21 protein-coding genes and 1 pseudogene are annotated in these 25,777 nt (G+C 75.1%); 15 read left to right on the top strand and 7 right to left on the bottom strand.

Annotated features, from left to right (window positions below; genetic code table 11):
• Nucleotides 1-28: 28 nt before the first annotated feature.
• The 6 genes from PSR1_RS01975 (at nucleotide 29) to PSR1_RS01950 (ending at nucleotide 5,783) form a co-directional block, all read left to right on the top strand.
• Entirely contained in the window at nucleotides 29-400 is a 372-nt protein-coding gene (locus PSR1_RS01975; protein WP_059435969.1) for a YciI family protein, read from the top strand.
• Nucleotides 401-476: 76 nt separating this feature from the next.
• Nucleotides 477-1,055, top strand: coding sequence for a xanthine phosphoribosyltransferase (gpt, locus tag PSR1_RS01970; protein WP_082100107.1), 579 nt, complete (start codon nucleotides 477-479; stop codon nucleotides 1,053-1,055).
• Nucleotides 1,052-2,590, top strand: coding sequence for an ABC transporter ATP-binding protein (locus PSR1_RS01965; protein WP_059435968.1), 1,539 nt, complete (start codon nucleotides 1,052-1,054; stop codon nucleotides 2,588-2,590). The genes gpt and PSR1_RS01965 overlap by 4 nt, the downstream gene beginning before the upstream one ends.
• On the top strand, nucleotides 2,587-3,675 hold the full coding sequence (locus PSR1_RS01960; RefSeq protein WP_059436008.1) for an ABC transporter permease: 1,089 nt from the start codon (nucleotides 2,587-2,589) through the stop codon (nucleotides 3,673-3,675). The genes PSR1_RS01965 and PSR1_RS01960 overlap by 4 nt, the downstream gene beginning before the upstream one ends.
• The gene (locus tag PSR1_RS01955; RefSeq protein WP_059435967.1) at nucleotides 3,672-4,592 is read left to right on the top strand and encodes an ABC transporter permease; all 921 of its coding nucleotides are present in this window, start codon (nucleotides 3,672-3,674) and stop codon (nucleotides 4,590-4,592) included. Before PSR1_RS01960 ends, PSR1_RS01955 begins: the two co-directional genes overlap by 4 nt.
• A gap of 57 nt (nucleotides 4,593-4,649) precedes the next feature.
• Entirely contained in the window at nucleotides 4,650-5,783 is a 1,134-nt protein-coding gene (locus tag PSR1_RS01950; RefSeq protein ID WP_059435966.1) for a BMP family ABC transporter substrate-binding protein, read from the top strand.
• A gap of 94 nt (nucleotides 5,784-5,877) precedes the next feature.
• On the opposite strand, the gene PSR1_RS01945 is transcribed toward PSR1_RS01950, so the two are convergent.
• Nucleotides 5,878-6,750 (bottom strand): helix-turn-helix transcriptional regulator, encoded by an 873-nt coding sequence (locus tag PSR1_RS01945; RefSeq protein ID WP_059435965.1) that lies wholly within the window; start codon nucleotides 6,748-6,750, stop codon nucleotides 5,878-5,880.
• A gap of 131 nt (nucleotides 6,751-6,881) precedes the next feature.
• Here PSR1_RS01945 and modA point away from each other — a divergent pair, with 131 nt between their 5' ends.
• From modA to PSR1_RS01920, 5 genes are all read left to right on the top strand, one after another.
• Complete coding sequence (gene modA / locus PSR1_RS01940) at nucleotides 6,882-7,658, top strand: molybdate ABC transporter substrate-binding protein (protein WP_059435964.1); 777 nt, start codon at nucleotides 6,882-6,884, stop codon at nucleotides 7,656-7,658.
• A 2-nt stretch (nucleotides 7,659-7,660) separates the two neighbouring features.
• Nucleotides 7,661-8,335: a molybdate ABC transporter permease subunit gene (gene modB, locus PSR1_RS01935; protein ID WP_059435963.1), complete on the top strand. Its 675-nt coding sequence runs from the start codon at nucleotides 7,661-7,663 to the stop codon at nucleotides 8,333-8,335.
• Complete coding sequence (locus PSR1_RS01930) at nucleotides 8,320-9,414, top strand: ABC transporter ATP-binding protein (protein ID WP_059435962.1); 1,095 nt, start codon at nucleotides 8,320-8,322, stop codon at nucleotides 9,412-9,414. The genes modB and PSR1_RS01930 overlap by 16 nt, the downstream gene beginning before the upstream one ends.
• A gap of 242 nt (nucleotides 9,415-9,656) precedes the next feature.
• On the top strand, nucleotides 9,657-10,850 hold the full coding sequence (locus tag PSR1_RS01925; RefSeq protein WP_059435961.1) for a winged helix-turn-helix domain-containing protein: 1,194 nt from the start codon (nucleotides 9,657-9,659) through the stop codon (nucleotides 10,848-10,850).
• 158 nt (nucleotides 10,851-11,008) lie between these two features.
• The gene (locus PSR1_RS01920; RefSeq protein ID WP_059435960.1) at nucleotides 11,009-13,624 is read left to right on the top strand and encodes a PxKF domain-containing protein; all 2,616 of its coding nucleotides are present in this window, start codon (nucleotides 11,009-11,011) and stop codon (nucleotides 13,622-13,624) included.
• Between the two features lie 82 nt (nucleotides 13,625-13,706).
• Here PSR1_RS01920 and PSR1_RS01915 read toward each other — a convergent pair whose 3' ends face one another.
• On the bottom strand, nucleotides 13,707-14,648 hold the full coding sequence (locus PSR1_RS01915; protein ID WP_059435959.1) for a DUF2199 domain-containing protein: 942 nt from the start codon (nucleotides 14,646-14,648) through the stop codon (nucleotides 13,707-13,709).
• Nucleotides 14,649-14,861: 213 nt separating this feature from the next.
• Here PSR1_RS01915 and PSR1_RS01910 point away from each other — a divergent pair, with 213 nt between their 5' ends.
• Together PSR1_RS01910 and PSR1_RS01905 are read left to right on the top strand one after the other, a co-directional pair.
• Entirely contained in the window at nucleotides 14,862-15,341 is a 480-nt protein-coding gene (locus PSR1_RS01910) for a CoA-binding protein (RefSeq protein WP_059435958.1), read from the top strand.
• An 11-nt stretch (nucleotides 15,342-15,352) separates the two neighbouring features.
• Nucleotides 15,353-16,174, top strand: a complete 822-nt coding sequence (locus tag PSR1_RS01905) for an ABC transporter substrate-binding protein (RefSeq protein ID WP_059435957.1) — start codon at nucleotides 15,353-15,355, stop codon at nucleotides 16,172-16,174.
• 179 nt (nucleotides 16,175-16,353) lie between these two features.
• Here PSR1_RS01905 and PSR1_RS01900 read toward each other — a convergent pair whose 3' ends face one another.
• Nucleotides 16,354-18,972, bottom strand: coding sequence for a carbohydrate binding family 9 domain-containing protein (locus PSR1_RS01900; RefSeq protein ID WP_059435956.1), 2,619 nt, complete (start codon nucleotides 18,970-18,972; stop codon nucleotides 16,354-16,356).
• A 312-nt stretch (nucleotides 18,973-19,284) separates the two neighbouring features.
• On the opposite strand from PSR1_RS01900, the gene PSR1_RS01895 reads away from it, so the two are divergent.
• Complete coding sequence (locus tag PSR1_RS01895) at nucleotides 19,285-20,682, top strand: hypothetical protein (protein ID WP_082100106.1); 1,398 nt, start codon at nucleotides 19,285-19,287, stop codon at nucleotides 20,680-20,682.
• 16 nt (nucleotides 20,683-20,698) lie between these two features.
• Here the strand turns inward: PSR1_RS01895 and PSR1_RS01890 are convergent, their stop codons facing one another.
• The 3 genes and pseudogenes from PSR1_RS01890 to PSR1_RS24345 form a co-directional block, all read right to left on the bottom strand.
• Nucleotides 20,699-21,508, bottom strand: a complete 810-nt coding sequence (locus PSR1_RS01890; protein WP_059435954.1) for a hypothetical protein — start codon at nucleotides 21,506-21,508, stop codon at nucleotides 20,699-20,701.
• Between the two features lie 29 nt (nucleotides 21,509-21,537).
• A complete protein-coding gene (locus PSR1_RS24350; protein ID WP_237757791.1) occupies nucleotides 21,538-22,257 on the bottom strand; it encodes a hypothetical protein in 720 nt (239 codons plus the stop codon).
• An 84-nt stretch (nucleotides 22,258-22,341) separates the two neighbouring features.
• Nucleotides 22,342-22,857 (bottom strand): annotated as a pseudogene (locus tag PSR1_RS24345) (chitobiase/beta-hexosaminidase C-terminal domain-containing protein); the annotation flags it as partial.
• Between the two features lie 238 nt (nucleotides 22,858-23,095).
• On the opposite strand from PSR1_RS24345, the gene tsaA reads away from it, so the two are divergent.
• Nucleotides 23,096-23,518, top strand: a complete 423-nt coding sequence (tsaA, locus tag PSR1_RS01880) for a tRNA (N6-threonylcarbamoyladenosine(37)-N6)-methyltransferase TrmO (RefSeq protein ID WP_059435953.1) — start codon at nucleotides 23,096-23,098, stop codon at nucleotides 23,516-23,518.
• 32 nt (nucleotides 23,519-23,550) lie between these two features.
• On the opposite strand, the gene PSR1_RS01875 is transcribed toward tsaA, so the two are convergent.
• Nucleotides 23,551-25,777, bottom strand: a 2,227-nt coding sequence (locus tag PSR1_RS01875; protein ID WP_059435952.1) for a phosphatidylserine/phosphatidylglycerophosphate/cardiolipin synthase family protein, incomplete at its 5' end; no start/stop codon positions are given.

Below are 25,777 nucleotides of genomic sequence, written 5' to 3'. Positions count from 1 at the left end.
GTCAGACCCCCACCGGAGGTGCACTGCCATGAAGTACCTGACGTTCATGCGAAGCTCCGAGTCGTACCGCGCCGGACCGCCGCCGCAGGCGATGATGGAGGCCATGGGCCAGTTCATCGAGCGCTCGTTCAAGGACGGCGTGCTCGTGGACACGGGCGGCCTCCTGCCCAGCAAGGACGGGTTCCGGGTCCGGCTCGCGAACGGCAAGCTCGCCGTGACCGACGGACCGTTCGCCGAGGCGAAGGAGGTCATCGGCGGCTGGGCCGTCCTGAAGACGGCGACGCGCGCCGATGCGCTGCGCGTGGCGACGGAGTTCATGGAGCTCCACCGGAAGCACTGGCCTGGGTTCGAGGGGGAGTGCGAGGTGCGGCCGATCGAGGAGTACGAACCGGCACCGTAGCGCCCCGAAATCCCTAGTAGATCCGGGGAGGTGATTTCCCCCTCCCCTGCGTCAGCCCCTTCCAGTACAAGGTGCCATGGCGGCAGACGCGACGAAGGGCCCTCCCGGCAGCGGGGAGGGCGAGGTCCACGCCGGATCCGGGCCCGGTCCGTACCAGGACGAGATCGTCATCTCCTGGCCCGAGCTGCACCGGGACGCGCGCTACCTGTCGCGCGTGCTGCACGAGCTCGGCGACTGGAAGGGCATCATCGCCATCACGCGCGGCGGCCTCGTGCCGGCGGCGCTGGTGGCGCGCGAGCTGGACATCCGCCTCATCGACACGGTCTGCGTGGTCAGCTACGGCGCCGCCGAGACGGGCGGCGCGGAGGCGAAGCAGGGCGAGCTGCGCTGGCTGAAGACGGTCCCGGGGGACGGCGAGGGCTGGCTGCTCATCGACGACCTGGTGGACACGGGCCGGACCGCGGCGGCGGTGCGGGAGAAGCTCCCGAAGGCGCACTTCGCCACGCTGTACGCGAAGCCGCTCGGCCGCCCGGTGGTGGACACGTTCGTGAAGGAGTTCCGCCAGGAGAAGTGGATCTACTTCCCGTGGGACATCGACTACCGGTTCGTCTCGCCGATCCGGCAGCGCGGCGCGAAGGACCAGGGGCCCACGTGAGCGTTCCGCGCCTCGAGCTGAGGCACGTCACCAAGCGCTACGGGGACGTCGTCGCGAACGACGACGTGGCGCTCACCGTCGCGCCGGGGGAGATCCACGCTGTCCTGGGCGAGAACGGCGCCGGCAAGTCCACGCTGATGAAGGTGGTCTACGGCGCGGTGGCCCCCGACGCCGGCGAGATCCTCTGGGACGGGCAGCCGGCCGAGGTCCGCACCCCGCACGACGCGCGGGCGCTGGGCATCGCGATGGTGTTCCAGCACTTCTCGCTGTTCGACTCGCTCACCGTCGCCGAGAACGTGTGGCTCGGGCTCTCGCGCAAGGTGGCGCTGCGCGACGTCACCGAGCGGATCCGCGCCAAGGCCGCGGAGTACGGCCTCGACGTGGACCCGCTCCGCCCGGTGCACGTGCTGTCGGTGGGCGAGCGGCAGCGCGTCGAGATCGTCCGCGCGCTCCTCGCCGACCCGCGGCTGCTCATCCTCGACGAGCCGACCGCGGTGCTCACGCCGCAGGCGGTGGACAAGCTCTTCGAGACGCTGCGCCAGGTCGCCGCGAGCGGCTGCTCCATCCTCTACATCAGCCACAAGCTCGACGAGATCCTGGAGCTGTGCCACGCGTGCACGGTGCTGCGCGGCGGCCGCGTGGTCGCGACCTGCGACCCGGCGCAGGAGACGACGGCCAGCCTCTCGCGCATGATGATCGGTGCCGAGCCGCCGCGGCTCGAGCGCCGCGCCGCGAAGCTCGGCCCGGTGGCGCTCTCGGTCGAGCGGCTCGCCCTCCCCTGCCACGACCGCTTCGGCGTCCCGCTCGAGGACGTGTCGCTCGAGGTCCACGCGGGCGAGATCGTCGGGATCGCCGGCGTGTCCGGCAACGGCCAGCAGGAGCTGCTCGCCGCGCTCTCGGGCGAGGACCCGCGCGCGGACGCGGGCGCCATCCGGCTGTTCGGCGAGCCCATCGGGCGCACCGGCGCGGCCGGGCGCCGGCGCCGCGGGCTGCACTTCGTCCCGGAGGAGCGGCTCGGGCGCGGCGCGGTGCCGTCGCTCTCGCTCGCCACCAACATGCTCCTCACCCGCCAGGAGGCGCTGCGCGCGTTCGGCTGGATCGACCGCGCCGCGCTCCGCGACCAGGCGTCGGGCGTGCTGCGGCGCTACTGGGTCAAGGCCGCCGGCCCGGGCGCGGTGGCGCGGAGCCTGTCGGGCGGCAACCTGCAGAAATACATCGTGGGGCGCGAGCTCGACGCGGTGCCGAAGGTCCTCGTGGTCGCGCAGCCGACCTGGGGCGTGGACGTCGGCGCGGCCGCGCAGATCCACGCCGAGCTGCTCCGGCTGCGCGACGCCGGCGCGGCGGTGCTGGTGGTCTCCGAGGAGCTGGAGGAGCTGTTCGCGCTCGCCGACCGGCTCCACGTCATCGCGAAGGGCCGCCTCTCGCCGCCCCTGCCCGCCGCCGACGCCACCGTCGAGCGCATCGGGGAGTGGATGAGCGGGCTGTGGGCGGGCGGCCCGGGCCGCCCCGAGGCCGTCGCCGGAGGGCCCGCGTGATCCGCCTCGACGTCCGCCCCACCCCCTCGCTCGCGATGAGCGTGCTGTCGCCGGTCATCGCGCTGACCGTGACGGTCACGCTGGGCGGCCTGCTGTTCCTCGCGCTCGGCAAGGAGCCGGGGCGCGTCCTCTCGATGTTCCTGTTCGAGCCGTTCAACGGCGCGCGCGCGCTCACCGAGCTCGGGCTCAAGTGCACGCCGCTCATCCTGTGCGCGCTCGGCCTCGGGCTGTGCTTCCGCGCCAACGTGTGGAACATCGGCGCCGAGGGGCAGTTCCTGATGGGCGCCATCACCGGGGGCGGGCTGGCGCTGTGGGTGACGAACGCGCAGCTCGCGCTCTCGCCCTGGGCGTTCTTCCCGCTGGTGGTGCTGGCGGGCGCCGCGGGCGGCGCCGCCTGGGCCGGCATCGTGGCGCTGCTCCGGGACCGGTTCCACGCGAACGAGATCCTCGTCAGCCTGATGCTGGTGTACGTCGCCGACCTGCTGCTCTCGTGGCTCGTGTTCGGGCCGTGGAAGGACCCGCGCGGCTTCAACTTCCCGCAGACGGTCAACTTCTCCGCGTCCACCGAGATCCCGCGCATCGTGCCCGGCCTGCGGCTGCACTGGGGCTTCGTCTTCGCGCTGGTCGCGGCGATCCTCATGTGGCTGTTCATGTTCCGGACCTACCGCGGCGTCCGCCTCCAGATCGGCGGCCCCGCGCCGGCCGCGGCGCGCTACGCGGGCTTCTCGGCGAGCTCCGCCATCTGGACGACGCTGCTCCTCTCCGGCGGGCTCGCCGGGATCGCCGGCGCGTTCGAGGCGGTCGGCCCCATGGGCCAGCTCACGCCGCACGTGGCGAGCGGGTACGGCTTCACCGCGGTGATCGTCGCGTTCGTGGGCCGGCTCCACCCCATCGGCGCGCTGCTCGGGAGCGTGGTGCTCTCGGCGCTCGTCATCGGCGGGCAGCTCGCGCAGTCGCGCGTCGGGCTGCCGGCGTCGGTGAGCGGCGTCTTCCAGGGCATCCTGCTGCTCTCGCTGCTCGCCTGCGACACGCTCATCCACCACCGGCTCCGGCTGGTCGGCTGGAGCCGGAGGACCGCGCCGTGAACGAGCTCGCCCTGCTCATCGCCGCGACGCTCGCGGCCGGGACGCCGCTCGCCATCGCCGGCCTGGGGCTGCTGCTCAACGAGCGCGCCGGGGTGGTCAACCTCGGCGCCGAGGGCATGCTGCTCGTCTCCGCGGTGGCCGGCTTCGCGGCCGCCCACGACGGCGGGAGCGAGTGGCTCGGCTTCCTGGCGGGCGCGGCCGGCGGCGCCGCGGTGGCGGCGGTCTTCGGCTGGCTGGTGGTGTGGCTCAACACCAACCAGTACGCGACCGGCCTGGCGGTGAGCCTGTTCGGCTCGGGGTTCTCGGCGTTCGTGGGCATCGGCTACGTGGGCAAGCAGCTCGGCGAGCAGCCGCCGCACCGCGTGCCGTTCCTCGCCGACCTGCCGTTCGTCGGGCCGGCGCTGTTCCGGCACCACCCGGTGGTCTACCTCGCCATCGCGCTCGTCGCGGCCGCGGCGTACTTCCTCTACCGCACGCGCGCCGGCCTCCTCCTGCGCGCCATCGGCGAGTCGCCGCAGTCCGCGCACGCGCTGGGCTACGGCGTCCGGCGCATCCGCTTCGCCGCGGTGGTGACCGGCGGCGCGCTGTGCGGCATCGCCGGCGCGTACCTGTCGGTCGTCTACACGCCGCTGTGGGTGGAGGGCATGGTGGCCGGGCGCGGGTGGATCGCGCTGGCGCTCACCGTGTTCGCCACCTGGCGGCCGGCCCGCATCCTCCTCGGCGCGTACCTGTTCGGCGGCGTGACCATGCTCCAGCTGCACCTGCAGGCGCGGGGCGTCCACGTGCCGAGCCAGTTCATGGCGATGCTGCCCTACGTCTCGACCATCGCCGTCCTCGCGCTCATCTCCCGGAACCCGCTGTGGATCCGGCTCAACATGCCCGCCTCGCTGGGGAAGCCGTTCTTCCCCGGCGCTTGAAGCCGCACCCGAAGCACCCGCAGTCATCCAGACCCTGACAAGGGGGAGATCGACACCATGAATCGCTCGTTCACCCGCCGGATCGCGCTCGGCGCGCTGCTGCTCGGCGCGACGCTCGCCGCCTGCTCCAAGAAGGAGGCGCCGCCCGCGCCCGCCGCCGCGCCCGCGCCGGCCAAGCCCGAGCCGCTCAAGGCCGCCTTCATCTACGTCGGCCCCGTCGGCGACGCCGGCTGGAGCTACTCGCACGACCTCGGCCGCCGCGCCGCGGTCGAGAAGCTCGGCGCGGACAAGGTCACCACCACCTTCGTCGAGAAGGTCCCCGAGGGCCCCGACGCCGAGCGCGTGCTCCGCGACCTCGTCGCGCAGGGCAACAAGCTCGTGTTCGCCACCTCGTTCGGCTTCATGGAGTCGATCGTGAAGGTGGCGAAGGACAACCCGGAGGTGCGCTTCGAGCACGCCACCGGCTACAAGACCTCCGACAACCTGCGCGTCTACGAGGCGAAGTTCTACGAGGGCGCCTACCTCGCCGGCGTGGTGGCCGGCAAGATGACGAAGACCAACACCCTCGGCTTCGTCGGCTCGTTCCCGATCCCCGAGGTGCTCCGCAACATCAACGCGTACACCCTGGGCGCGCAGAGCGTGAACCCGAAGGTGAAGACGCGGGTGGTGTGGGTGAACTCCTGGTTCGACCCGCCCAAGGAGACCGAGGCCGCCCAGTCGCTGCTGAACCAGGGCGCCGACGTGCTGCTGCAGAACACCGACTCGACCGCCGTCCTCCAGGCCGCCGAGCGCAACGGCAAGCTCGGCTTCGGCTGGGACAGCGACATGAGCGCGTTCGCGCCCAAGGCGCACCTCGGCTCGGTCGCGCTGAACTGGGCCGTCTACTACGAGAAGTCGTTCCGCGAGGCGATGGACAACACCTGGAAGACCGAGGTGACGAAGTGGGGCGTGAAGGAGGGCATGATCGACTACGTCAAGCCCGCCTCCTTCCTCCCGGCCGACGTCCAGCAGGCGCTCGAGACCGCGCGCGAGGGGCTGAAGACCGGCGCGGTCGCCGTGTTCAAGGGCCCGCTCGTGGACAACGCCGGCAAGGAGGTCCTCGCGAAGGACGCCGTCGCCGACGACGCGTGGAAGGGCGCCATCAACTTCTACGTGAAGGGCGTCGAGGGGAAGGTCCCGTCCGGCAACTAGCCCTCGCCGCGGATCGCCTCACGGCCGCGATCGGCTCCGCCGGTCGCGGCCGTTCCCTTTCCGGCGCTCGCGCACGCCCCGCCGGCGCGATGGCTCAGGCGTCGTAGCGGATGTCGCCCGCGCCCTCGACGTCGTAGCCGGGGATGGCGCCGGCCTCGGCGCGGAACGCCCTGCCCTGCGCCACCTCGCAGAGCCGCACCACGCGCGCGTCGCCGAGGTCGCGCGCCTTCACGATCAGCCCGTACGGCTCGGTGGCGATGGGCAGGAACGCGAGCCCGGCGCGCTCCCCCCACGCGCGCGAGCAGAGCCCCACGTCGGCGCGCCCCGCCGCCACGGCCAGCGCGACCTCGAGGTGCGAGCGCAGCAGGAGCGCCTTCCGGTGGGCGCGCGCCGGGTCGAGCTTCCGGGCGCGCAGCGCCTCGTCGAGGTGCCTGCGGACGCCGGCGCTCCCGGGGCGGGACGCGAGCCGGCGGCGGGGCAGCTCCTCCAGCGTCACCGGCCGGCCCGGCGGGTGGACGAGCCCGATCTCGCGCGTGACGAGGTGGATCCGCGCCACCCGGTCGTCGCCCACGTGGCTCGGGAACCCGCCCGCGTGCGCGCCCGCCGCCAGCACCGCGCGGCGCCGCAGCAGGTCGGCGGCCTCGGCCATGTCGGCCTGCACGAAGCCGAGGAGCGGCGGCCCCTGCGCCGCGGCGAGCGCGAGCAGCGAGAGCACGGCCACGTCGCCGTTCGCGGCGACGAGCGCGGGGGCCGCGTCGAGCGCGCCCCCTGCGGCGGGCGCGGGCGTCTCGCTGCGCGCCTCGGCCGCCCTGCCGCCCGACCAGGCCAGCACGTCCTCGCGCGAGAAGCGCCACTCCGCGCCGACGCGGCGGGCGGGGAGCCCGCGCCTCAGCAGCCGGTACACGTGCTTCGGGTGGACCCGGAGGACCTCGGCGACCTCGGCGGTCGTGAGCAGCTGATCGGGCATGCGCGCCCCCGACTCTAGCAGCCGCGGCGGCGCCTGGCGAACCGGACTGGCCGACGCTGGTTGCCGTATGCGGCTTTACCGGAGTATAGGGTTGCCTGTTGTTACCCGTTCGTCCCATCAGGAGTACCACCGTGATCCGCCGCAGCCTGCTCGCCGTCGCGCTCCCGGCGCTCCTCGCGGCCGCGCCCGCGCGGGCGCAGGCGCCCGGGGCCACGCTCACCGTCGCCGCCGCGGCGAACCTCAAGACCGCCGCCGAGGAGCTGCGACAGGCCTTCGAGGCCGAGCGCCCGGGGGTCCGGGTGGCGCTCACCTTCGGCGCGTCCGGCGCGTTCTTCGCGCAGCTCCGGAACGGCGCCCCCTTCGACGTGTTCCTCTCCGCCGACCGCGACTACCCGGCCAAGGTGATCGCCGCGGGGCTGGCCGACGCCGCGGACGAGAAGGTCTACGCGCTCGGGAGGCTGGTGGTGTGGCTCCCGCCCGGCTCGACGGTGCCGCTCGAGCAGCGCGGGCTGGCGGCGCTGGCCGATCCCGGGGTGCGGCGGATCGCGATCGCCAACCCCGCGCTCGCCCCGTTCGGCCGCGCCGCGGAGCAGGCCCTGCGGGCGGCCGGCGTCTGGGACGCCGTGAGGCCGCGGCTCGTCCTCGGCACCAGCGTCGGGCAGGCGGCGCAGTTCGCCAGCACCGGCGCCGCCGACGTGGCGTTCCTGCCCTCCTCGCTCGCGCTCGGGAAGGAGCTCGCGGCCGGCAGGGCGGTGCCCGTCCCCGAGGCGCTCGTCCCCGGCATCGCGCAGTCCGGCGTCGTCCTCCGGACGGCCCGGGACCCCGCGCTCGCCCGCGCCTTCCTCGCGTTCCTGACCGGCCCGAAGGGCCGCGCCGTCCTCGCGAAGTACGGGTACGGGCTCCCGTAGCCATGGACGCCGCCGCGCTCGCGCTCTCGCTGAAGCTCGCCGGGCTCACCACGCTGGTCCTGCTCGCCGTCGGGCTGCCGCTCGCGTGGTGGCTCACGGTGAGCCGCTTCCGCGGGAAGGTCCTGGTCGAGGCGGTGGTGGCGCTCCCGCTCGTGCTCCCGCCCACGGTGCTCGGCTTCTACCTGCTCACCGGGCTCGGCCCGCGGAGCCCGGCCGGCCGCGCCTTCGAGGCCCTCGCCGGCCACCCGTTCCCGTTCTCCTTCGCCGGGCTGCTCGTCGCGTCGGTGCTCTACAGCCTCCCCTTCGCCGTCCAGCCCTTCGCCGCGGCGCTGGCCGGCGTGGACCGCCGGCTCGTCGAGGCCTCGCACACGCTCGGCGTCTCGCGCCTCGGGACGTTCCTGCGCGTCACGCTGCCGCTCGCCTGGCCGGGCGTGCTCGCGGGCGCGGTGCTGAGCTTCGCGCACACGCTGGGCGAGTTCGGCGTCGTCCTCATGGTGGGCGGCAACATCCCCGGCAAGACCCGCACGCTGGCGGTCGCCATCTTCGACCACGTCGAGGCGCTCGAGTACGCCGCGGCGCACCGGACCGCGGGCCTGCTGCTCGCGATCTCCTTCGGCGTGCTCACGCTCGTCTACGCGCTCCAGCGCCGGCCGGCCTTCCGATGGAACGAGCGCTGACCTTCGACGTCGCCCGGCGGTTCCCGCGCGGCCCCACCATCCGGGCGCGCGCGAGCTGGCCGCTCGGGCGCGAGGCCGTCACCGTGCTGTTCGGGCCCTCGGGGTCGGGCAAGACGACGGTGCTGCGCGCGCTCGCCGGGCTCGACCGGCCCGACGCCGGCGCCATCTCGTTCGGGGGCGAGGCCTGGTTCGACGCGGACCGGCGGGTGTTCGTCCCGCCCCAGGCGCGCGGGATCGGCCTGCTGTTCCAGGACCACGCGCTGTTCCCGCACCTCTCGGTGGCGGCGAACGTCGGGTACGGCCTCCACCGCCTGCCGCGGGCGGCGCGGGCGGCGCGCGTGGCCGAGGTCGCGGAGCGGATCGGGATCCGCGAGCTGCTGCCGCGCCGGCCCGGGCAGCTCTCGGGCGGCCAGCGCCAGCGGGTGGCGCTCGCCCGCGCGCTCGCGCCGCGGCCGCGGCTCCTGCTGCTCGACGAGCCGCTCTCCGCGCTCGACGCGCCGACCCGCGAGGCGCTCCGCGGCGAGCTCCGCCACCTGCTGGAGGCCTCGGGCGTGCCGGCCGTGGTCGTGACCCACGATCGCACCGAGGCGCTCGCGCTCGGCGACCGGCTGGCCGTGCTCCTCGACGGCACCGTGCGCCAGGTCGGCCCCGTCCACGAGGTCTTCTCGGCCCCGGTGGACGCCGAGGTGGCCCGGGTGGTCGGGACGGAGAACGTGTTCCCGTCGCGCCTGCTCCGCCGCCACGACGGCCTCGCCGTGGTGCGCGCCGGGGCCGCCGAGCTCGTCGCCCTCGACCCGGGCGGCGTGGAGGACGAGGCGTACGCCTGCGTCCGGGCCGAGGACGTGGTGCTCGAGCCGCACGACGGCGAGCACGCCACCTCCGCGCAGAACCGGCTCGCGGGCGTGGTGGCGGCGCGCCGCGACGAGGGCCCGCTCGTCCGGATCACCGTGGACGTCGGCGTCCGGCTGGTCGCGCTCGTCACCCGCGCCAGCGCCGAGCGCCTCGGGCTCGTCGCCGGCCGCGAGGTCACCGCGATGGTGAAGGCGCCCAGCGTCCGCCTCGTCCCCCGGCGGGCCTGAGAGCACGTGAACCCATCCCCTCCCGTCGCCGCGGCGGCCGATCCGCGTCGCATCGCGTCGTTGCTCCTCCCTCACATGCCTCGGGGCATGCTCGGTCGTCGCGCCTCGCGCTGCTCGCGTCTCGACCGCCTGGCTCGGTCCGGGGATGGATTCACGCGCTCTGAGCGGCGGCCCGCCGGGCGATCGGCTCGCGCGTCCGCCCGCCGGGCGTCATACCCGAGGTCCAGGATGCGGCGACCCGGATGACGACCCTCACCCCCTCGGAAGCCCGCGCCTTCCTCGTCGGCCACCACCTGCTCCGCGCGCCGGAGCTCCCGGCCGGCCCGGACGGCGTCCGCGCGCTGCTCGAGCGCCTGCGCTGCATCCAGCTCGACCCGCTCGATCCGCTCGGCACCAACGCGGACCTGGTGGCGCTGGCGCGCGTGGACGGCATCGCGAAGGGCGACGTGTACCGCCACCTCCTGCCCGGTCACGCGTTCGAGCATTTCGCGAAGGAGCGCTGCCTCCTCCCCGCGGGCGCCTTCCCCTGGTACCGCGACGAGCTCGCGATCGAGGCGCCGTGGTGGTCGCACGCCGAGCGGCTGCGGCGGCTCCCGCCGGGGGTGGTGGAGCAGGTGCTCGAGGAGGTGCGGGCGCGCGGCCCCGTGGCCGCGGACGACCTCACCGACCACGGCCCGGTGGAGCGGCTCGACTGGAGCGGCTGGAAGGGCACGCCGCGGGCCGAGAAGATGGCGCTCGAGGTCCTGCAGACGCGCTGCGAGGTGGTGGTGTGCGGGCGCTCCGCGCGCGGCAAGGTCTACGACGTCCCGGAGCGCGCCCTGCCGGGCACCGCCGGGGCGCGCGTCCACCCGCGCGGCCGGTCGCGGGCGCGGCGCGCGGAGGCGTTCCACCGCTGGGCGGTGGTCGAGCGGGTGGAGGCCGCCGGCCTCCTCTCCACCGCCGGCGGCTCCACCTGGTCGATGCTGGAGCCGGCGCGCCGCGCGCGCATCCCGGAGGCGCTCGTGTCCGAGGGCGCGGTGGAGGCCGTCCAGGTCGCCGGCTCGCGGCGGACGTTCCTCGCGCCGCGCGGCTTCGCGAGCCGCCGGCACCCGCCGCCCGACGGCCGCGTCCGCCTGCTCGGCCCGCTCGATCCGCTGCTCTGGGACCGCGGCCTCGTCCGCGCCGCGTTCGGCTTCGACTACACCTGGGAGGTCTACCGCCCCGCGCACCTGCGGCGCTTCGGCTGGTACGTGTGCCCGCTGCTGCAGGGCGACGCGCTGGTGGGCCGGCTGGACGGCGCGGTGCGGGACGGCGCGCTCCGCGTCCGCGCGGTGTGGGTGGAGCCGGGCGCCGGCCTCGATCGCGCGGACCTCCTCGCCTGCCTGGAACGCCACGCGGCCGCCTGCGGCGCGCGGCGGGTGGTGCTGCCGAGGCGGCTCCGGGTGAACCGGGGGTGAGCAGGTCCCGTGAGCCCCGTACATGAGCACTCCTAGTCACTTCCACGCACCCCTGATTGTCGATTGCGGTCGCGATGGCCGGGGTGCTGCTCTGGGCCCCGCGCGTCGCACCGGGCGTTCATGCGTGAGTCCCAGCGTGCGACCCCAGGGGGAGTCGCATGAGCCGCTTCACGTCGACCTTCGTGACGCTCGCCGTCGCGCTCGCCGCCTGTGGGACCAGCGGCGACGCGTGCGTGGAGAGCGCCGTCGTCTCGTCCCCGTCCTCCGCGCTGCGCGTGGCGCAGCTCGCGCGCGCGAGCGTCTTCGAGCGCTCGCCGGAGGGAACGGGGTTCACGAGCGGACATCGGCTGTACACGGTGGACGCGCGCGGCGATGGGACCTTCACCGTCCGCCCGCGGGTCAAGGGCTCCGACGCGGCGCTCGAGCTCGAGACCGTGCAGATCGCCCGCGGTGGCACGCCGATCGGTGGCCGTCCATCGGGCGCGCGAGCCGACGGCGCAGGTGGCCTGTCCTTCGCCCGCGGCGGCGTCGTCGAACGGATCGAGAACGGGGAGGCAGGCCTCGAGCAGTCCTGGGAGTTCGCCGGTCGGCCCGCGGGGGGAGGCGATCTCTCGGTGCGCGTGCGCGTGGGCGGTGCCGCGTTCCGCGCCGAGACACGCACGGGGCTCCACTTCCAGGGTCGCGGAGACGACCTGCCCTTCCGATATGGTCACGCGAGCTGGATCGATGCGACCGGTCGCGCGACGCCGGTGCCCGCCAGGTTCGAGGGAGGACACATCGTCCTCACCGTGCCGGCGGCGACGTTGGATGCGTCGCGATTCCCGGCGGTCCTGGATCCGGTCGTCTCTCCGGAAATCGGGATCGACGTGGCCTGGCCGGGGAGCGGCGCCAAGGTGGCGTTCGATGGAGCTCGGTACCTGGTCGCATGGATCGACGGGCGGGGCATCGTCGCGTCGCGCGTGGCGCTGGACGGCACCGTGATCGACGCCGACGGCATCCCGGTGGCGCCGCCCGGCGCCTACACGCTGGACGTGATCCACGACGGCACGAACTTCCTCGTCACCTGGGCCGAGTACCGCTTCAATGCCACCCCCGAGTGCATGCCGAGCAGCGGGAGCAAGCTCCACGTCCTCGCGCGACGCGTCGGGGCCGACGGAAGCCTCGTCGATCCCGCCGAGCTGCTGATCTCCGACTCCGAGACGTGCCCGTTCTGCGGAGCCGCCTGTGATCGGCTCTCGCCGCCACGGGTTTCCACCGCGTTCGACGGGACGAACGTGCTCGTGGCGTGGGACGAGCAGGAGCACGGGGGCGAACGGTTGCGCGCCGCCCTTCTGGGAGGCGCCGACTTCCTCCAGCCGGTCGACACCGACCACCTCGCGACGAGCGAAGCGTTCGAGCCGGCCGTGGCGTTCGACGGCGCCCGCTTCATCCTGGTGTGGAGCTCTGGCGACGTCTTCGCCGCCCGGGTCGACGGCGCCGGGGTAGCGCTGGACTCGCCGGGGCTCGCGATCGCCGACGCCGGCACGAGCTACCTTGTCGGTTGCACGTCCGGCCCGGCGCCCAGCATCGCGTGCGCCGACGGGGCCTGCGTCGTGCTGTGGCGTGATTCCCGGGACCTCAGCCTTCCGCGGTGCGAGTACCGCATCGCCGCCTCCACCCTCGACCCGGGCGCGACCGGCTTCGATCCCTCGTCGTTCCCGGTGACGGACGCCGTCCTCCAGCAGCCCGGCCTCGCGATCGCGCACGACGGCCTACACTTCGTCGCGCTGTGGTCGACCTCCGACTCCATCGTCGAGCGCAGGATCAGCGCCGACGGCGTCGTCCTCGACGCGGAGGACCAGGTCGTCACCGCACAGGCCGCTGCCGCGGACCTGGCAAGCGATGGCCACGGGACCTCGCTCGTCGCGCATGCCGGGCGCACGGGATGGGGTGGCCTGGGGGAGCTGCTGCCCGTCGCGGGGCGGCTCCTGATGACGTGGGCGTACCTGACGACCGAGCGAACCGGAAGCGGGGCCGGGACCATCGTCTCGTCGCCCGGCGGCATCGATTGCGGCGCCACGTGCGCCGCGCCGTTCGACGCACCGACGCTGGTGACCCTCACGGCCGTTCCGGACCCGGGATCGACCTTCGTCGGCTGGTCCGGCGCCTGCGACGGCGTCGCTGGCTGCGAGGTGCTGGTGGACCGCGCCACGACGGTCTCGGCGCGCTTCGACGACCTCGAGGCGCCGCTGGTGCTCGTGCCGGACGACCTCCAGGTGAGCGCCACCAGCTCCCAGGGAGCCATCGTGACCTACGTCGTCTCCGCCGAGGACGAGGGGAGCGGGGCCCTCACGCCGATCTGCGAGCCGGCGTCGGGATCGCTGTTTCCTCCGGGCACGACGGAGACGACTTGCCTGGCCACGGACGCTGCGGGAAACGTCGGCACGGGGTCGTTCCGTGTGAACGTCTCGTTCTCGTGGAGCGGCGTTCTTCCTCCGCTCCGAAGAGACGCCATCGCGATGCTCCGCCTCGGGAGCACGATTCCGGTCAAGTTCCAGCTCACCGGGGCCAGCGCCCGGATCGCCGATCTCGCTGCGAGCGCGTTCATCAGCGCGCACGCGGATGGGGGCTCGATGACCATGAAGCTCGCGACCGGCGCATTTCGCTATGACCCGGACGCGATGCAGTACGTGCTGCAGCTCGCGACGCAGCGCCTGGGCTCCGGGACCTTTGATTTGCACGTCGTGATGCCGGACGGGGTCAGCCGTGTCGTGACGTTCACGCTGCTCGACTGACCTGGCCACGACGGACGTGGAGCCGCGCGGGAGACGCCCGCTCAGGTCGGCAGGCAGCCGCCCCCCGGGCCGATGCCCGCCCTCACGCGTCGCCGCGCACGCGGCGGAGCCAGCGGCGGAGGCTGCTGACGCGCCCCTTCGCCGCCGGCTGGGCGCCGGGCTCGCCGGCGCCCGGTGCGGCCGGCGCGCCCGCGATGAACGCGAGCACGTGCTCGGCGCGCAGCCAGACCCGCGTGCCGGCCGCGAGCGGGCCGGGCACGAACGGCTGGTTGTCGAGCGTCCCGCCCCACCAGCCGTCCTCGCGCACCGCGTCGAGCTGGACCCACATGTGCTCGGTTCGCTCGGTGAGCTCGCCGTGCGGCCCCGCGGCGAGGAACGCGAACGACGCCTTCACGAGGTCGCCCGGCGCGGGCGGCGCCGCGAGCGCCTCGGCCACGCGTCCCACCTCGCCGGGATGGAGCAGCCTCCAGCCCTCCTCCTCCAGCGTGGGCGCGGGCTCGGGCTCCGACTCGTCCGGTGGCGCCGCGCGCGCGCCGTGGGCGCAACGCTCCGACCAGGCGCGGATCACGGCGGGCACGACGCCGATCTCCTGCGCCCGCGTGAGGACGTGCGAGCCGTCCAGCAGCATGAGGCTGGGCCGCTGCCGGCCGCGGCCGAGGTGGACGTGCACCTCGAGGCCCAGGGTGGGCGGGAGGACGTGCGACTGGTTCGCGAGCGTGCCCCGGAACCCGGGGTGGTCGGCGGGCGCGCCGCCGTCGAAGGTCCGCCGGTACGCCTCGAAGTCCTCCCGCGCGACCTTCACCCAGAAGCCCCAGCGGTACGGCTCCTCGCGCCCGCGCACCGGGATCGGCGCCACGCAGCGGATGAAGAACGCCTCGCCGTCGATGGAGACGAGGTCGTCCGACTCGCGGACCCGGTCGGCCCGCTCCTCCTCCGGGACCGCGAACACCGCGTCCGGCCGGTGAAAGCCGGGCTCCAGCTCCTCGTGCTCCTCCCCGCACTGGTCGCAGCGCCCACGCCCCATCGCTCCTCCGGCCGGGCGCGACCGCGCCCTCGCACCCCGGCAACTCTAGCCGAGAGCTCCGTCACCTTCGGCGAAACCTCCCATCCGGTCCCGGGCGACCAGGGCGGCGCATCCTCCCTCGGCGTGCGGCGGCGCCGATCGATCGGGCGTCCCCGAGAATCCGGTGCCCCGCCGCACGCGCCGCGGGTGTAGACAGGCGCCAGGAGGACCGCCATGACGCTCCCCGTCGATCGTGCCCGCGAGATCCTCGCCGTGCGCCGCATCGCCGTCGCCGGCGTGTCGCGCGACGAGAAGGACTTCAGCCGCTACCTGTTCCGCGAGCTCGTGGCCCGCGGCTACGACGCCGTCCCCGTGAATCCGGCGCTCGCCGAGGTGGACGGCCGCCTCGCCTTCGCCTCCCTCGCCGACGTCGAGCCGCCGGCCGAGGCCGCCATCATCGTCACCCCGCGCTCCGCGACCGAGGCCGTGGTCGGCGACGCGCTCCGCGCCGGCATCCGGCGGATCTGGCTGCACCGCGGCGCGGGCGCCGGCTCGGCCACGCCGGGCGCGCTGGCCCTGTGCCGCGCCAGCGGCGTCGAGCCCGTCCACGATCTCTGCCCGTTCATGGTGCTGACCGGCGCGTCCTTCCCGCACCGGTTCCACGGCTTCTTCCGGCGCCACCTCGGGCACGAGCACGCGGCGGGGCCGGCGTGAGGGGCCCCGCCGTGAAGGTGACGAGCCCCGTCCTCGGGAACACGCTCACGCTCGACGGCCCGGCCAGGCGCGTGGTGAGCCTGGTCTCGTCGGCCACCGAGACGCTGTTCGCCGTCGGCGCCGGCGCCGCGGTGGTCGGCGTCTCGCCGTACTGCGCGCGCTACGTCCCGGGCCTCGCCGCGCCGGTGGTCGGCGACTACGTGCGCGCCGACCCTGCCGCGATCCGCGCCGCCGCCCCCGACCTCGTGGTGGTGACCGACGGAGTCCAGCTCCCGCTGGCGCGGCGGCTGGCCGCGGAGGGGCTCCCGGCCTACCTGCTCCCGGTGCCGCAGAGCCGGTTCGGGATCCTCGAGAACGCCGTCGCGCTCGGCGCGCTGACCGGGCGGCTCGCGGAGGCGCGCGCCCTGTGCGCGTCGATCGAGGCCGGGGCCGCGGCGCTGGTCGCGAGCGCACCGGCCCCGCGGCCCCGCGTCTACGCCGAGCTGTGGTTCGGCGCCCACCCGCGCAGGTTCGGCGGCCGCGCGTTCGTGCACGACGTCCTCGAGCTCGCCGGCGCCGAGAACCTCTTCGGCGAAGATCCGTTCGCGTACGCCCCCCTCGACCTCGGCGAGGTGGAGCGCCGCGCACCGGAGTGGCTGGTGGTGTTCCAGGAGCCCGAGCACCCGGTGGACGCGCGCGCGCTCGCCGCCGCGCGCGGCTGGGCGGGGCGCCTCGGCGACCGCATCGTCACCTCGACCGTCGAGCGCGGCCGGAACCTCATCCACGACGGCCCGTCGTTCCTGGAGACGGCGCGCTGGCTGCGCGGCGTCCTGCTCGGCGAGGCGACCCGCTGAGCGCGGGCGGAGGACGCGAAGAGGCCGGCGGACCCGGGGGGGAGGGACGCCGGCCTAGCCGCTCGCTTGCGGGTCCGCCCGCGGCGGGCGACACGCCTCGACGGTGTGTCCGTGTCCCGGCCGCGTCCACGCCATCGAAGGGTTGCGGCCGGATGCCGCCGTTCCTCCGCGCCGGACGCTCACCCGCCCCGCCACCAGCTCCACTTCACCAGGAACGTGTCCACCGCCCGGCCGCGGAACAGGTCGGGTGAGCCGAGGCCGCTCGGCACGTCCCCGTCGCGCGCGGGCAGCTCGCTCTGTGAGCGCGTGTAGACGACGTACAGCGTGGAGCCCAGGCGATACTCCCACCGGACCACCGCGTTCAGGTTCACGGTCGCGTCGTGCGAGGCCGGATCGCCCGCGTACGGGACCGGCGCGAGATCGGCCCAGGACACGCGCCGGCGGCCGGTCACCGACGCGCCGTAGAACGTGTCGCCCCAGCGGATGGCCGAGCTGAACGCCTGCGCGTAGAGCTGCGCGCTCAGCCGCGGGGTGAACACGAGCTGCTGCCGCAGGGTCACCGACACGAACCGCGGATCCTGGACCCCGAACACCGCGGTGCCGTCGGCGAGCGTCTCCAGCCAGCGCGGCCCCTGCGGCTTGTGCTCGTACCCCGCCTCGAGCTTCGTCTCGAGGCGCGGGTGCGGACGCCAGCTCCCGGTGAGCGAGCCGGACCAGCCGCTCGATGGGCCGAACGGGCCCTCGTCCATGGTGCGGAAGTAGACGACCTCGACCTTGCCCTGCAGCTCGCGGTGCGGGTCCGAGGCCAGGCTCGCGGTCACGTACCAGTGGCCGGTGCGCTCGAACGCGATGCCCGAGCGCGCGATCTCGCGCGTGTCCCACTGCGGGTGCTCGACGTTGAGCCGCACCCTCAGCTCCTCGTACCCGGGGAGCTGGAGCTTCGCCGAGGTCCACCAGTTGAGGCTCCGCGCCATCTTCCCGTCGGCGTCCCAGTTGACGTCGAGCGTGCTGTCGGCGCTGAACGAGTGGAACGGGCCGAAGCCGTTGGGCCGGACGTAGCGGCCGACCAGGTCGACCCACTGGAAGTCGGAGAGCGGCTGGTACCCGACGTCGTTCAGATCGAGCTTGGCGTCCTCGTAGAGGTACTGCACCTCGAAGCGCCACGGCTCGCCGCCGAGCTTGCCCCAGCGCATGTGGCCGCCGAACCCGAGATCGCCCGCCCGCAGCACCGTGCCGTCGCGGAGCGTGCGCCCGCCCTCGGGCCCGCCCACCGCCTGCGAGGCCTCCACCTGCGCGAAGCCGCCCCAGTCGCCCGGCACGGTGAGGTCCAGCCCGAGCGCGTTGGAGCCGCGCGACGCGCACCCGGCCGCCCGGTAGTCATCCTCGGTGGCGAACTCGCGCCGCCGGCAGCGCGGCTCGAGCGGCGTCGCCGCGGTGAACATGGCGCCCGCGGTGGCGCGCCCCCCGAGCCGCTGCCGGGCGACGGCGGCGAAGTAGTTGGTGCTGACCGGGTGCGCCGACGGCAGCGCGTTCTCCGGGCCGAGCCGGAAGGGCTGCCGCAGGCGGAACCGCCAGCTGCGGTCCGGGTCCTGCTCCACCGGCGCGAGCGCGGCCGGATCCGGGTTCCCGTAGCCGAGCGGCACGAGCGCCGCGTTCCCGGCGCCCATGACCACCGAGTCGAGCACGCCGAGCTCGAGCCCGCGGCGCACGCTGCCGGTGACCTTGGCGGCGCCGAGGATGGGGGCGTCGAGGCCGATGCGACGGGAGTAGAAGAGCTGCTGCTGCGCGCCGTACTCGCTGCCCACCGGCTCGAACACGTCGAGCCCCTCCATGAAGAACAGCCGCTTCTCGGGGAAGAACGGCTCCGAGTTCTGGAGGTTCTGGATGACCTGGTCGCTCTCGACCTGGCCGAAGTCGGGGTTGATGGCGCCGGTGAGCGTGAGGCCCGAGCCGAGGGGCGACTTCAGGTCGAGCCCGACGTCCACGAGCGGGTCCACCAGCCGGGGATCGGGCCGGGAGGGGTCCGAGTACTGCGGGCGCACCGTGGCGCGCGCGGCGACGTACGGCAGGAGCTCGAGGCCCCGCGGCGGGGCGAGCTCCGAGAGCCCCTCCAGCCGGCCGAACCGCGAGACCACCAGGTTGCCCGGGTTGAGCGGGTTCGCCTCGCGGGGCACGAGCACCGTCCCGAACACCTGGTGCGTCCGCGGCACGTGCCGGCGCACCACGAAGCCCCACTGCTGCTCGGGCGCCGACGAGAAGCGGAGCTGCCGGAGCGGGATGGCGAGCTCGACCGACCAGCCGCGCGCGTCGTCCGCCACGGCCGCGTCCCAGACCGCGTCCCAGCTGTCCGTCGTGTTCACGTCCGCGTAGACGAGCTGGTCGCGGAGCACACCGGCGGCGTTCACGGTGAACACGTAGGCGGTGCGCCCGCCCCCGCCCGAGTCGATGGCCACCTCGACGCGGTCCGCGGTGGTGTCGGTGTCGCGGCGCGCGAGCTGGCGCACGACGGCGCCGGGCTGCGGGTCGAAGCAGATCACGCCTACGTACACCATGGCGTCGTCGTAGAGGACCCGGACCTCGGTGCGGAAGCTCGCGGGCAGCCCGGGGTTCGGGAAGCTCTCGACGAACCGGCTGTACGCGGGCGCGGCGGCCCACTCCTCCTCGTCGAGCCGCCCGTCCAGCGCGATGGGCCGCGGGGTCCGCACGGCCACGACGGCGTCCGCGCGGGCCGGGTCCGGCTCCGCGGCGACGGCCGAGGCGGCGAGCAGGCAGGTGATGGCGACGGCGATCGGCTTCAAGCGTGTCCTCGGCGCTCCCCCCCGTTGAGAGGGCTCGCGCCGGCGTCCGTGACAGCCGCGCGCGTGCGGCGCTGCCGCGCCCCCGGGGCGTCCACGGGCGGGTTCCCCCCCGGCGTGCGTCGCCGCGCGCGGCCGGACCGTCGCGTCCCGCGCGCCCTCGACGCCGGGAGGAGGGAACGCCTTCGACCGTCCCCTCCTGTTCGGTTGAACGTCCGCACTCGGAGTGCTTGCCTCTCGGCGGGCGCGCACGCGCCGGCCGCCGGGCGTCCCCGGCGAGCGCGGCATCGCGGCGGCGCCGGTCCGGGGGGGCCCATGACGCCTGGCATTCGGATGGTGGTGGCGTGCTGCTGTTCGTGCATCGGCTCGAGCGTTGCGGCGCAGGGAGTTCCGGTGATGATCGACCTGGGCACGCTGGGCGGCGCGTCCAGCGAGGCGGTCGCGCTGAGCGACGCCGGGTACGTCGCGGGGAATTCGCTCCGGGCCGACGGCGCGCACCACGCGTTCCGCTGGACCGCGGCGGGCGGCATGGCCGACCTCGGCACGCTCGGAGGTGCCTTCAGCGAGGCGGTGGCGGTGAACGCGAGCGGCGACGTCGCGGGCGGCGCGTACCTACCGGGCGACGCCTATCACGCCTTCCGGTGGACGGCGGCGGACGGCATGGAGGACCTCGGCACGCTCGGAGGCGCGCAGAGCGAGGCGCGGGCCATGAACGGCGCCGGCCAGGTGGTCGGGCAGTCGGAGCGCGGGGACGGCTCCTGGCACGCGTTCTCCTGGACCCCGGCCGGCGGGATGGTGGACCTCGGCGCCGGGACCCGCAGCGACGCGCTCGGCGTGAACGGCGCGGGCCAGGTGGTGGGGTGGACCGAGCAGGCCGACGGCTCGAGGCGCGCGTTCTCGTGGACGGCGGCGGGCGGCAGGGTGGACCTCGGCGCCGGTGCGGCCATCGCGGTGAACGCGGCCGGCCAGGTGGCCGGGATGACGACGCTCCCGGACGACTCGCCCGGGATCTTCTCCTGGACCGAGACCGCCGGCACGGTCGTGCTCTCCTGCGGACGCACGCTGTACGACGTCCTCGCGCTCGGCGACGGCGGGCACGTCGTCGCGAGCTCGCTCGGCGTGGCCCGCGTGCGCTCGATCCTGTGGACGGCGGCAGGTGGCTGCGTGGACCTCGGGACGCTCGGCGGGACCCACACCGTGGCGCGCGCCGTGAATCCGGGCGGGCAGGTGGTGGGCTGGAGCTCGCTGTGGGACGATCATCCGCAGCACGCGTTCACCTGGACCGCGGACGGAGGGATGGTCGATCTCGGCTACTGGGGGCTGGACGGCCTGAAGGGCCGGGCGAACGCAGTCGACTCGCTCGACAGGGTCGCAGGCTGGTCCGAGCTGGTCCCGCTGGTCCCGCGCGACGACTTCGCCTACGGGCCCACGCACGCGGTCCTCTGGAAGACCGCGCCGACGGCCGAGATCGAGCAGCTGGTCTCGACGCTCGCCGGGATGGTGCTGCCGCGCGGCACGGCGATCAGCCTGGCCGCCAAGCTCGCCGCGGTCCTCGCGGCGCTGGATGCACAGGACGTCCCCGACGCCTGCGACGCGCTCGCGTCCTTCGCCGACGCGGTCGCCGCGCAGACCGGGAAGAAGCTCACGCCCGAGCAGGCGGGCCCGCTCGGCGCCGCCGCCGCGGACGTGCGTGCGATGCTGCAGTGCCCTTGAGCGCCGGCGGGGCCGCCTACCGCGTCGCGATCGCCGCCATGAACCCGATGTACGCGGTCGCGACGCGGTTCGCGAACACGTCGTTCACGTGGCCGCCGTCGAGGCTCCAGTCCGGCGCCATCGCCGGGATCCCGTCGATCACGACGAGGTTCCCCTGCGCGTCGCGCTGCTCCATCGCGGCCAGATCGAACACCCGGCCGGTCGGGCCGTAGCGGGCGCGGACGAGCTGGCTGAACGCCTCCCGCCGCAGGTTCGCCCCGCCCTGCACCCAGGACGTGAGCGGGACGGTCCAGTGGACGATGCGGCCCGGGAAGTCCCGCTCCAGCGCGTCCATGACGGACTGGTAGCGCGCCCAGATCGGCGCCACGTCGGTGGACTCCGCGAAGTCGGCGAAGCAGAGCTTCATGGCCGCGTGGTCGAGCCCGCCCGTGAAGATGGTCCGGACGAGCCGATCGAACTCGTCGATCTTCCCGATGGGATCGCCGTTCGTGCCGAGCTCCACCTCCGCCCACCCGCCCGCGGGGATGCTCGCGAGACCCGCCGGGTTGCTCACCAGCACGACGCCGCCCTCCGGGTGGTCGCGCAGGATGCGCTGCAGCCCGCCGCTCCCGTCCCAGGCGCCGCCGTACAGGATGTTCGCGCCCACGCTCTGGTGCGCGAAGAGCTGGCGCTTCGTGGCGAGCACCCGGAGCTGCTCCGTTAGCGTGGCCGCGTCGCCGCCGCCACCGCCGTCCCCGCCGTCCCCACCGCCGGACCCCGGGCCGCTCGTCCCGGAGCCGGAGCACGCCAGCACCGCCACCGTCAGCATCCAGCCGATCCGTCGCATCGTTCTCCCGCCACACCGGGTCCCGGCGCTCAGCGCGCGGCGCCGATCGCCACCGCGTACATGAACGCGACGTATGCTCGCGCCACCCGGTCCGCGCCCGCGTCGTTCAGGTGCGCGTCGAAGTGACCGTCCCCGCTCCAGTCGAGCGCCAGCGCGCGGACGCCGCCCAGCGTGACCAGGTTGTCCTGCGCGTCGTGCGCCTCCAGGTCGGCGAGGTCGAACACGCGCCCGGTGGGCCGGTACCTCGCACGGATGAGCTCGCTGAGCTGCTCGCGGGCGGTGTTCCCCTCGATGTCGGTGACGTCCGGCATGAGCGGCACCGTGAAGTGGATGACCCGGCCCGGGAAGTCGGCCTCCAGCGCGTCCATGACCACCTGGTACCGCGCCCAGGTGTCGGCGACGTCGGTCGCGTTCCAGATGTCGGTGAAGCAGAACTTGAACGCGACGAAGTCCAGCGCGCCCCCGAACCGCACCCGGACCTGGTGATCGAAGTCGTTCACCTTGCCCACCGGATCTCCGTTCGTCCCGATGGCGGTGTCGGCCCATCCGCCGGCGGGGAACGCCGATCCGTCGGCGCTCGCCGGCTCGTAGACCACCGCCACGCCGGCGGCGGCGTTGGCCTGGAGGAGCGCGTCGAGCCCGGCGTGGCCGCTCTGGCCGTAGAGGATGCTGTTCCCGACGCTCTGATGCGCGAAGAGCTGGCGCTTCGAGGCGAGCGCCTCGAGCTGCTGCGCCACGGTGGGATCCACGGGCGGCGGCTGCGCCTGGATGGTGTACGCGGCGGAGCGCACCGCGCTCGCCGCGAACCCGTCCGCGGTCGCGATGGCCCGGAGCGTCGCGGAGACCGAGATCGTCACCGGGTCGGCGCACGCGGGCGTGGCCGGCGTGGGCTGGGTCCCGTCGAGCGTGCAGCGCACCGTGGCGCCCGGGGTGGTGCTCGCGACCGTCACCTGCTGCGCCGAGGCGTACACCCCGCCAGGTGGCGAGAACGTCGGCGGCTCGGCTGGGGACGGCGCAGCCGCGTCGATCGTGTACGTCGAGCTCGCGACCGCGCTGCTCGCGTACCCGGGCGCGAGGGCGATGGCGCGGACGGTGGTCGTCTCCACCACGTCCACCGAGGTGCACGCGGGCGACACTTCCGTGGGCTCGCTGCCGTCCAGGGTGCAGCGCACCGTGGCGCCCGGGGTGGCGGTGGACACGGTCACCTGCTGGGCCGAGGCGTAGGTCCCACCCGGCGGCGAGAAGGTGGGCGCTGATGCCTGGGGCACCTCCGGAGGCGGTCCCGACGAGCCGCCCGAGCCGGAGCAAGCGAGCGCGGCGAGCGCCACGACCCATGAGCGGTTTCGCATTTTGCCGTCTCCCTCCGTGCACCGGCTGGCGCCAGGCCCCACGCCCATACCAGACCCGGCGTCGAGGTGGCGCGCCTCCGCGGAGGCAGGCGGTGGAGTGCCCCACCTCGTTGCCCTCTGCGGGGGGCGCGCCCGGCGTCATGGCGCCGCCGGGCACGCACCGCTGCCCGTGGCGAGCCCGGCGGCTATCCATGGAGCGCACGCGACCCGCGACGGGCCGCGCCCCCGGAGGTTGCGCATGACGGTCACCACGCCGGACACCGGTGCCGACGCGCCGCTGCTGCGGCCCATCGGCGTCATCCGCTCGGCGATCACCGCCCGCGGCGACGCGCCCAGGCAGGGCTCCGAGGGCGCGCCGGACGCCTGGCTGGAGGTGCACCCGTGGGCCGCGGACGGCCTCGACGGCATCGCCGCCGGCGACGCGCTCGTGGTCGTCACCTGGCTGCACCGCGGCGATCGCTCGGTGCTCCGGGTCCACCCGCGCGGCGATCCGCGCAACCCGCTCACCGGCGTGTTCGCCACGCGCTCGCCGGATCGGCCCAATCCGCTCGGCCTGCACCCGGTGACGGTCCGCGCGGTGGAGCCACACCGCCTGCGCATCGGCCCCATCGAGGCCATCGACGGGACGCCGGTGGTGGACCTCAAACCGGTGCTCCGGTAGCCACGGCGGCGCTCGGGCCCGCAGCCCCTGCCTCAGATCGACAGGATCCCCGGCCAGTGCCGCGCCCAGTCCCGCGCGCGCACGCGCCGCTGCCAGGCCGGGTCGCCGCGGTCCACGCGCGTCGAGCCGGCGAGGAGCGCCTGGACCCGCGCCTCGAACGCGCCGGCGACGGCCTCGTCCTCGACCACGAGCAGCAGCTCGTCCTCCCAGTAGCTCGCGGTGACGTCCAGGTTCGCGCTCCCCACCGCGCAGGCGCGGCCGTCGGCGATCATCGCCTTCGCGTGCACGTGGGGGCGCACCAGCCCGAGCTCCGGCGACCAGCCCGGCACGTCGCGGACGGCGAGCAGCCACGCCTCGGCCCCCGCCGCCACGAGCGTGTCGATGCGCGAGTGGACCAGCCAGGTGGCCGCGGTGCGCGCGGTGGCCCAGGGGCCCTCGAACGGCTCGCCGCCGTGCGTGGGCGTGACCTCGCCGAACAGCACCTGCACCCGGACGCCGCGGCGCAGCGCGCGCGCGAGCGCGTGCTCCAGCTCGAGGAGCAGCGGGAACCCGTTCACCGCCAGCAGCCGGGAGCGCGCGCTCTCGACGAGCGCCAGGTAGGCCTCGAGCGTGCTCGCGTCCCGCAGCCCCCGGTGCACCACCACCCGCACCCGCTCCGCGCCGGCCATGCCGGGCTCCGCCACCTCGAACGGCGCGCCGCCCGCCCCGGTCCACGCCTCCAGGAAGGCGCGCTCCACCGCGGCGACGGCGGGCCCGCGCACCCGCGCCCCGCCGTCCAGCCAGGGCACCTCGCGCCACGGCGTCCGCGGCCCGACCCGGACCTCGTCGAAGCCGGTGTAGTACTCGTGCGCGAGGTTCCGGCCGCCCACCAGCGCCACGGCCCCGTCGGCCACCACCAGCTTGCGGTGGTCGCGCCGCTTCAGGTCCTCGACGCTCGGGACCGCCGCCACCGGGCGCGAGACCCGCACCTCGACGCCGGGGCGGGCGGCGAGCCGAGCGAGCAGCGGGTTCTCGAGGCCGAAGGAGCCGTGGAGGCCGTGCAGCGAATCCACCAGCACGCGCACCGCCACGCCGCGGCGCCCGGCGCCGGCGAGCGCCGCCTCGACCCGCCGGCCGGCGTCGTCGTCGGTGGCCAGGTAGACCTGGAGGTGGAGCGTCCGGCGCGCGCCGCGGATCGCCTCGAGCAGCCAGCGGCGGGCGGTGGCGTTCTCGAGCTCGAGCTCGACGCGGTTCCCCTCGATCGCGGGCGCGGCCGTCGCCGCGTCGAGCCGCGCGTCGAGCGAGCCGGGGCGCGGCGCGGGCGGCGGCGCGCGCCACGCGCGCCCGGCGAGCTGGTGCGCCTCCAGCGCCTCGAACCCGATCGCGGCGGGCGGATGGGGTCCACGGTGCACGATCGCGGCGACCGGGAACCCGGCCGCGCGCAGGCGGCCGCCCACCCGCGCCAGGCGCACGGCGTCGTGCGCCTCGCCCACGTCCGCCGCCTCGCCCTCGTCCAGGACCGCGCTCGCGTCCACCACGCGCGGCGCGAGCCCGGCGGCGCACAGCCGCTCGCGCACGAGGTGGCAGCTCCGGGTCGGGCGCAGGCGCACCGCGAGCGGCTCGGCGCCCTGCAGGCCGGCGAGGAGCGCGAGGTCCTCCGGGCCCAGCTCGGCGTCGAACGGCACGAGCGGCAGCGCGCCCGGGCGGAGCACCGCGACCTGCCGCTCCACCGCGGCGACCGGGTCGAGGCCCTCGGCGTCGCGCGCGCGGAACACGCCGATCGAGCCGGCGGCCAGGCCCGCGGGCAGCTCCGCCTCGCCGCCGCACGTGCGCACGCGCGCGACCACGCGGCCGTCCGACACGAGCGCCAGCTCCTGGTCCTCGACCGGCGGGTTGCGCCCGAGGCCGTAGGCGTAGCCGACGCGCAGCCGGACGGGGCCGCCGCCGTCCAGCAGGTCCGGCACGTCCAGCGGCCGCCGGAGCACCGAGCGGACCGGCGCGGCCGGCGGCAGCACCAGCACGGGCGCCGGCCAGGGCGCGCCGCGGAGCAGCGCGCCGGGGAAGCGCGAGAGGACCACCAGGTCCAGCCGGCGCTCGCGCGCGACGGTCTCGAGCGTCCGCCACGTCCCGGCCCCGAAGCCGCCGGCCAGCTCGACCGGCGCGCGGATCCCGGCGACCTCCAGCGCGACGGCGACCTCGTCCCGCGACGGCGGCGCGAGCGACAGGAGCGTGACGCGCTGGGCGGGATCCCCGTGGTCGCGCAGGAAGGCCGCGAGCGCC

Source organism: Anaeromyxobacter sp. PSR-1, from assembly GCF_000964525.1.
Taxonomy (GTDB): domain Bacteria; phylum Myxococcota; class Myxococcia; order Myxococcales; family Anaeromyxobacteraceae; genus Anaeromyxobacter.
This window is presented reverse-complemented; position numbering and strand designations above follow the sequence as displayed.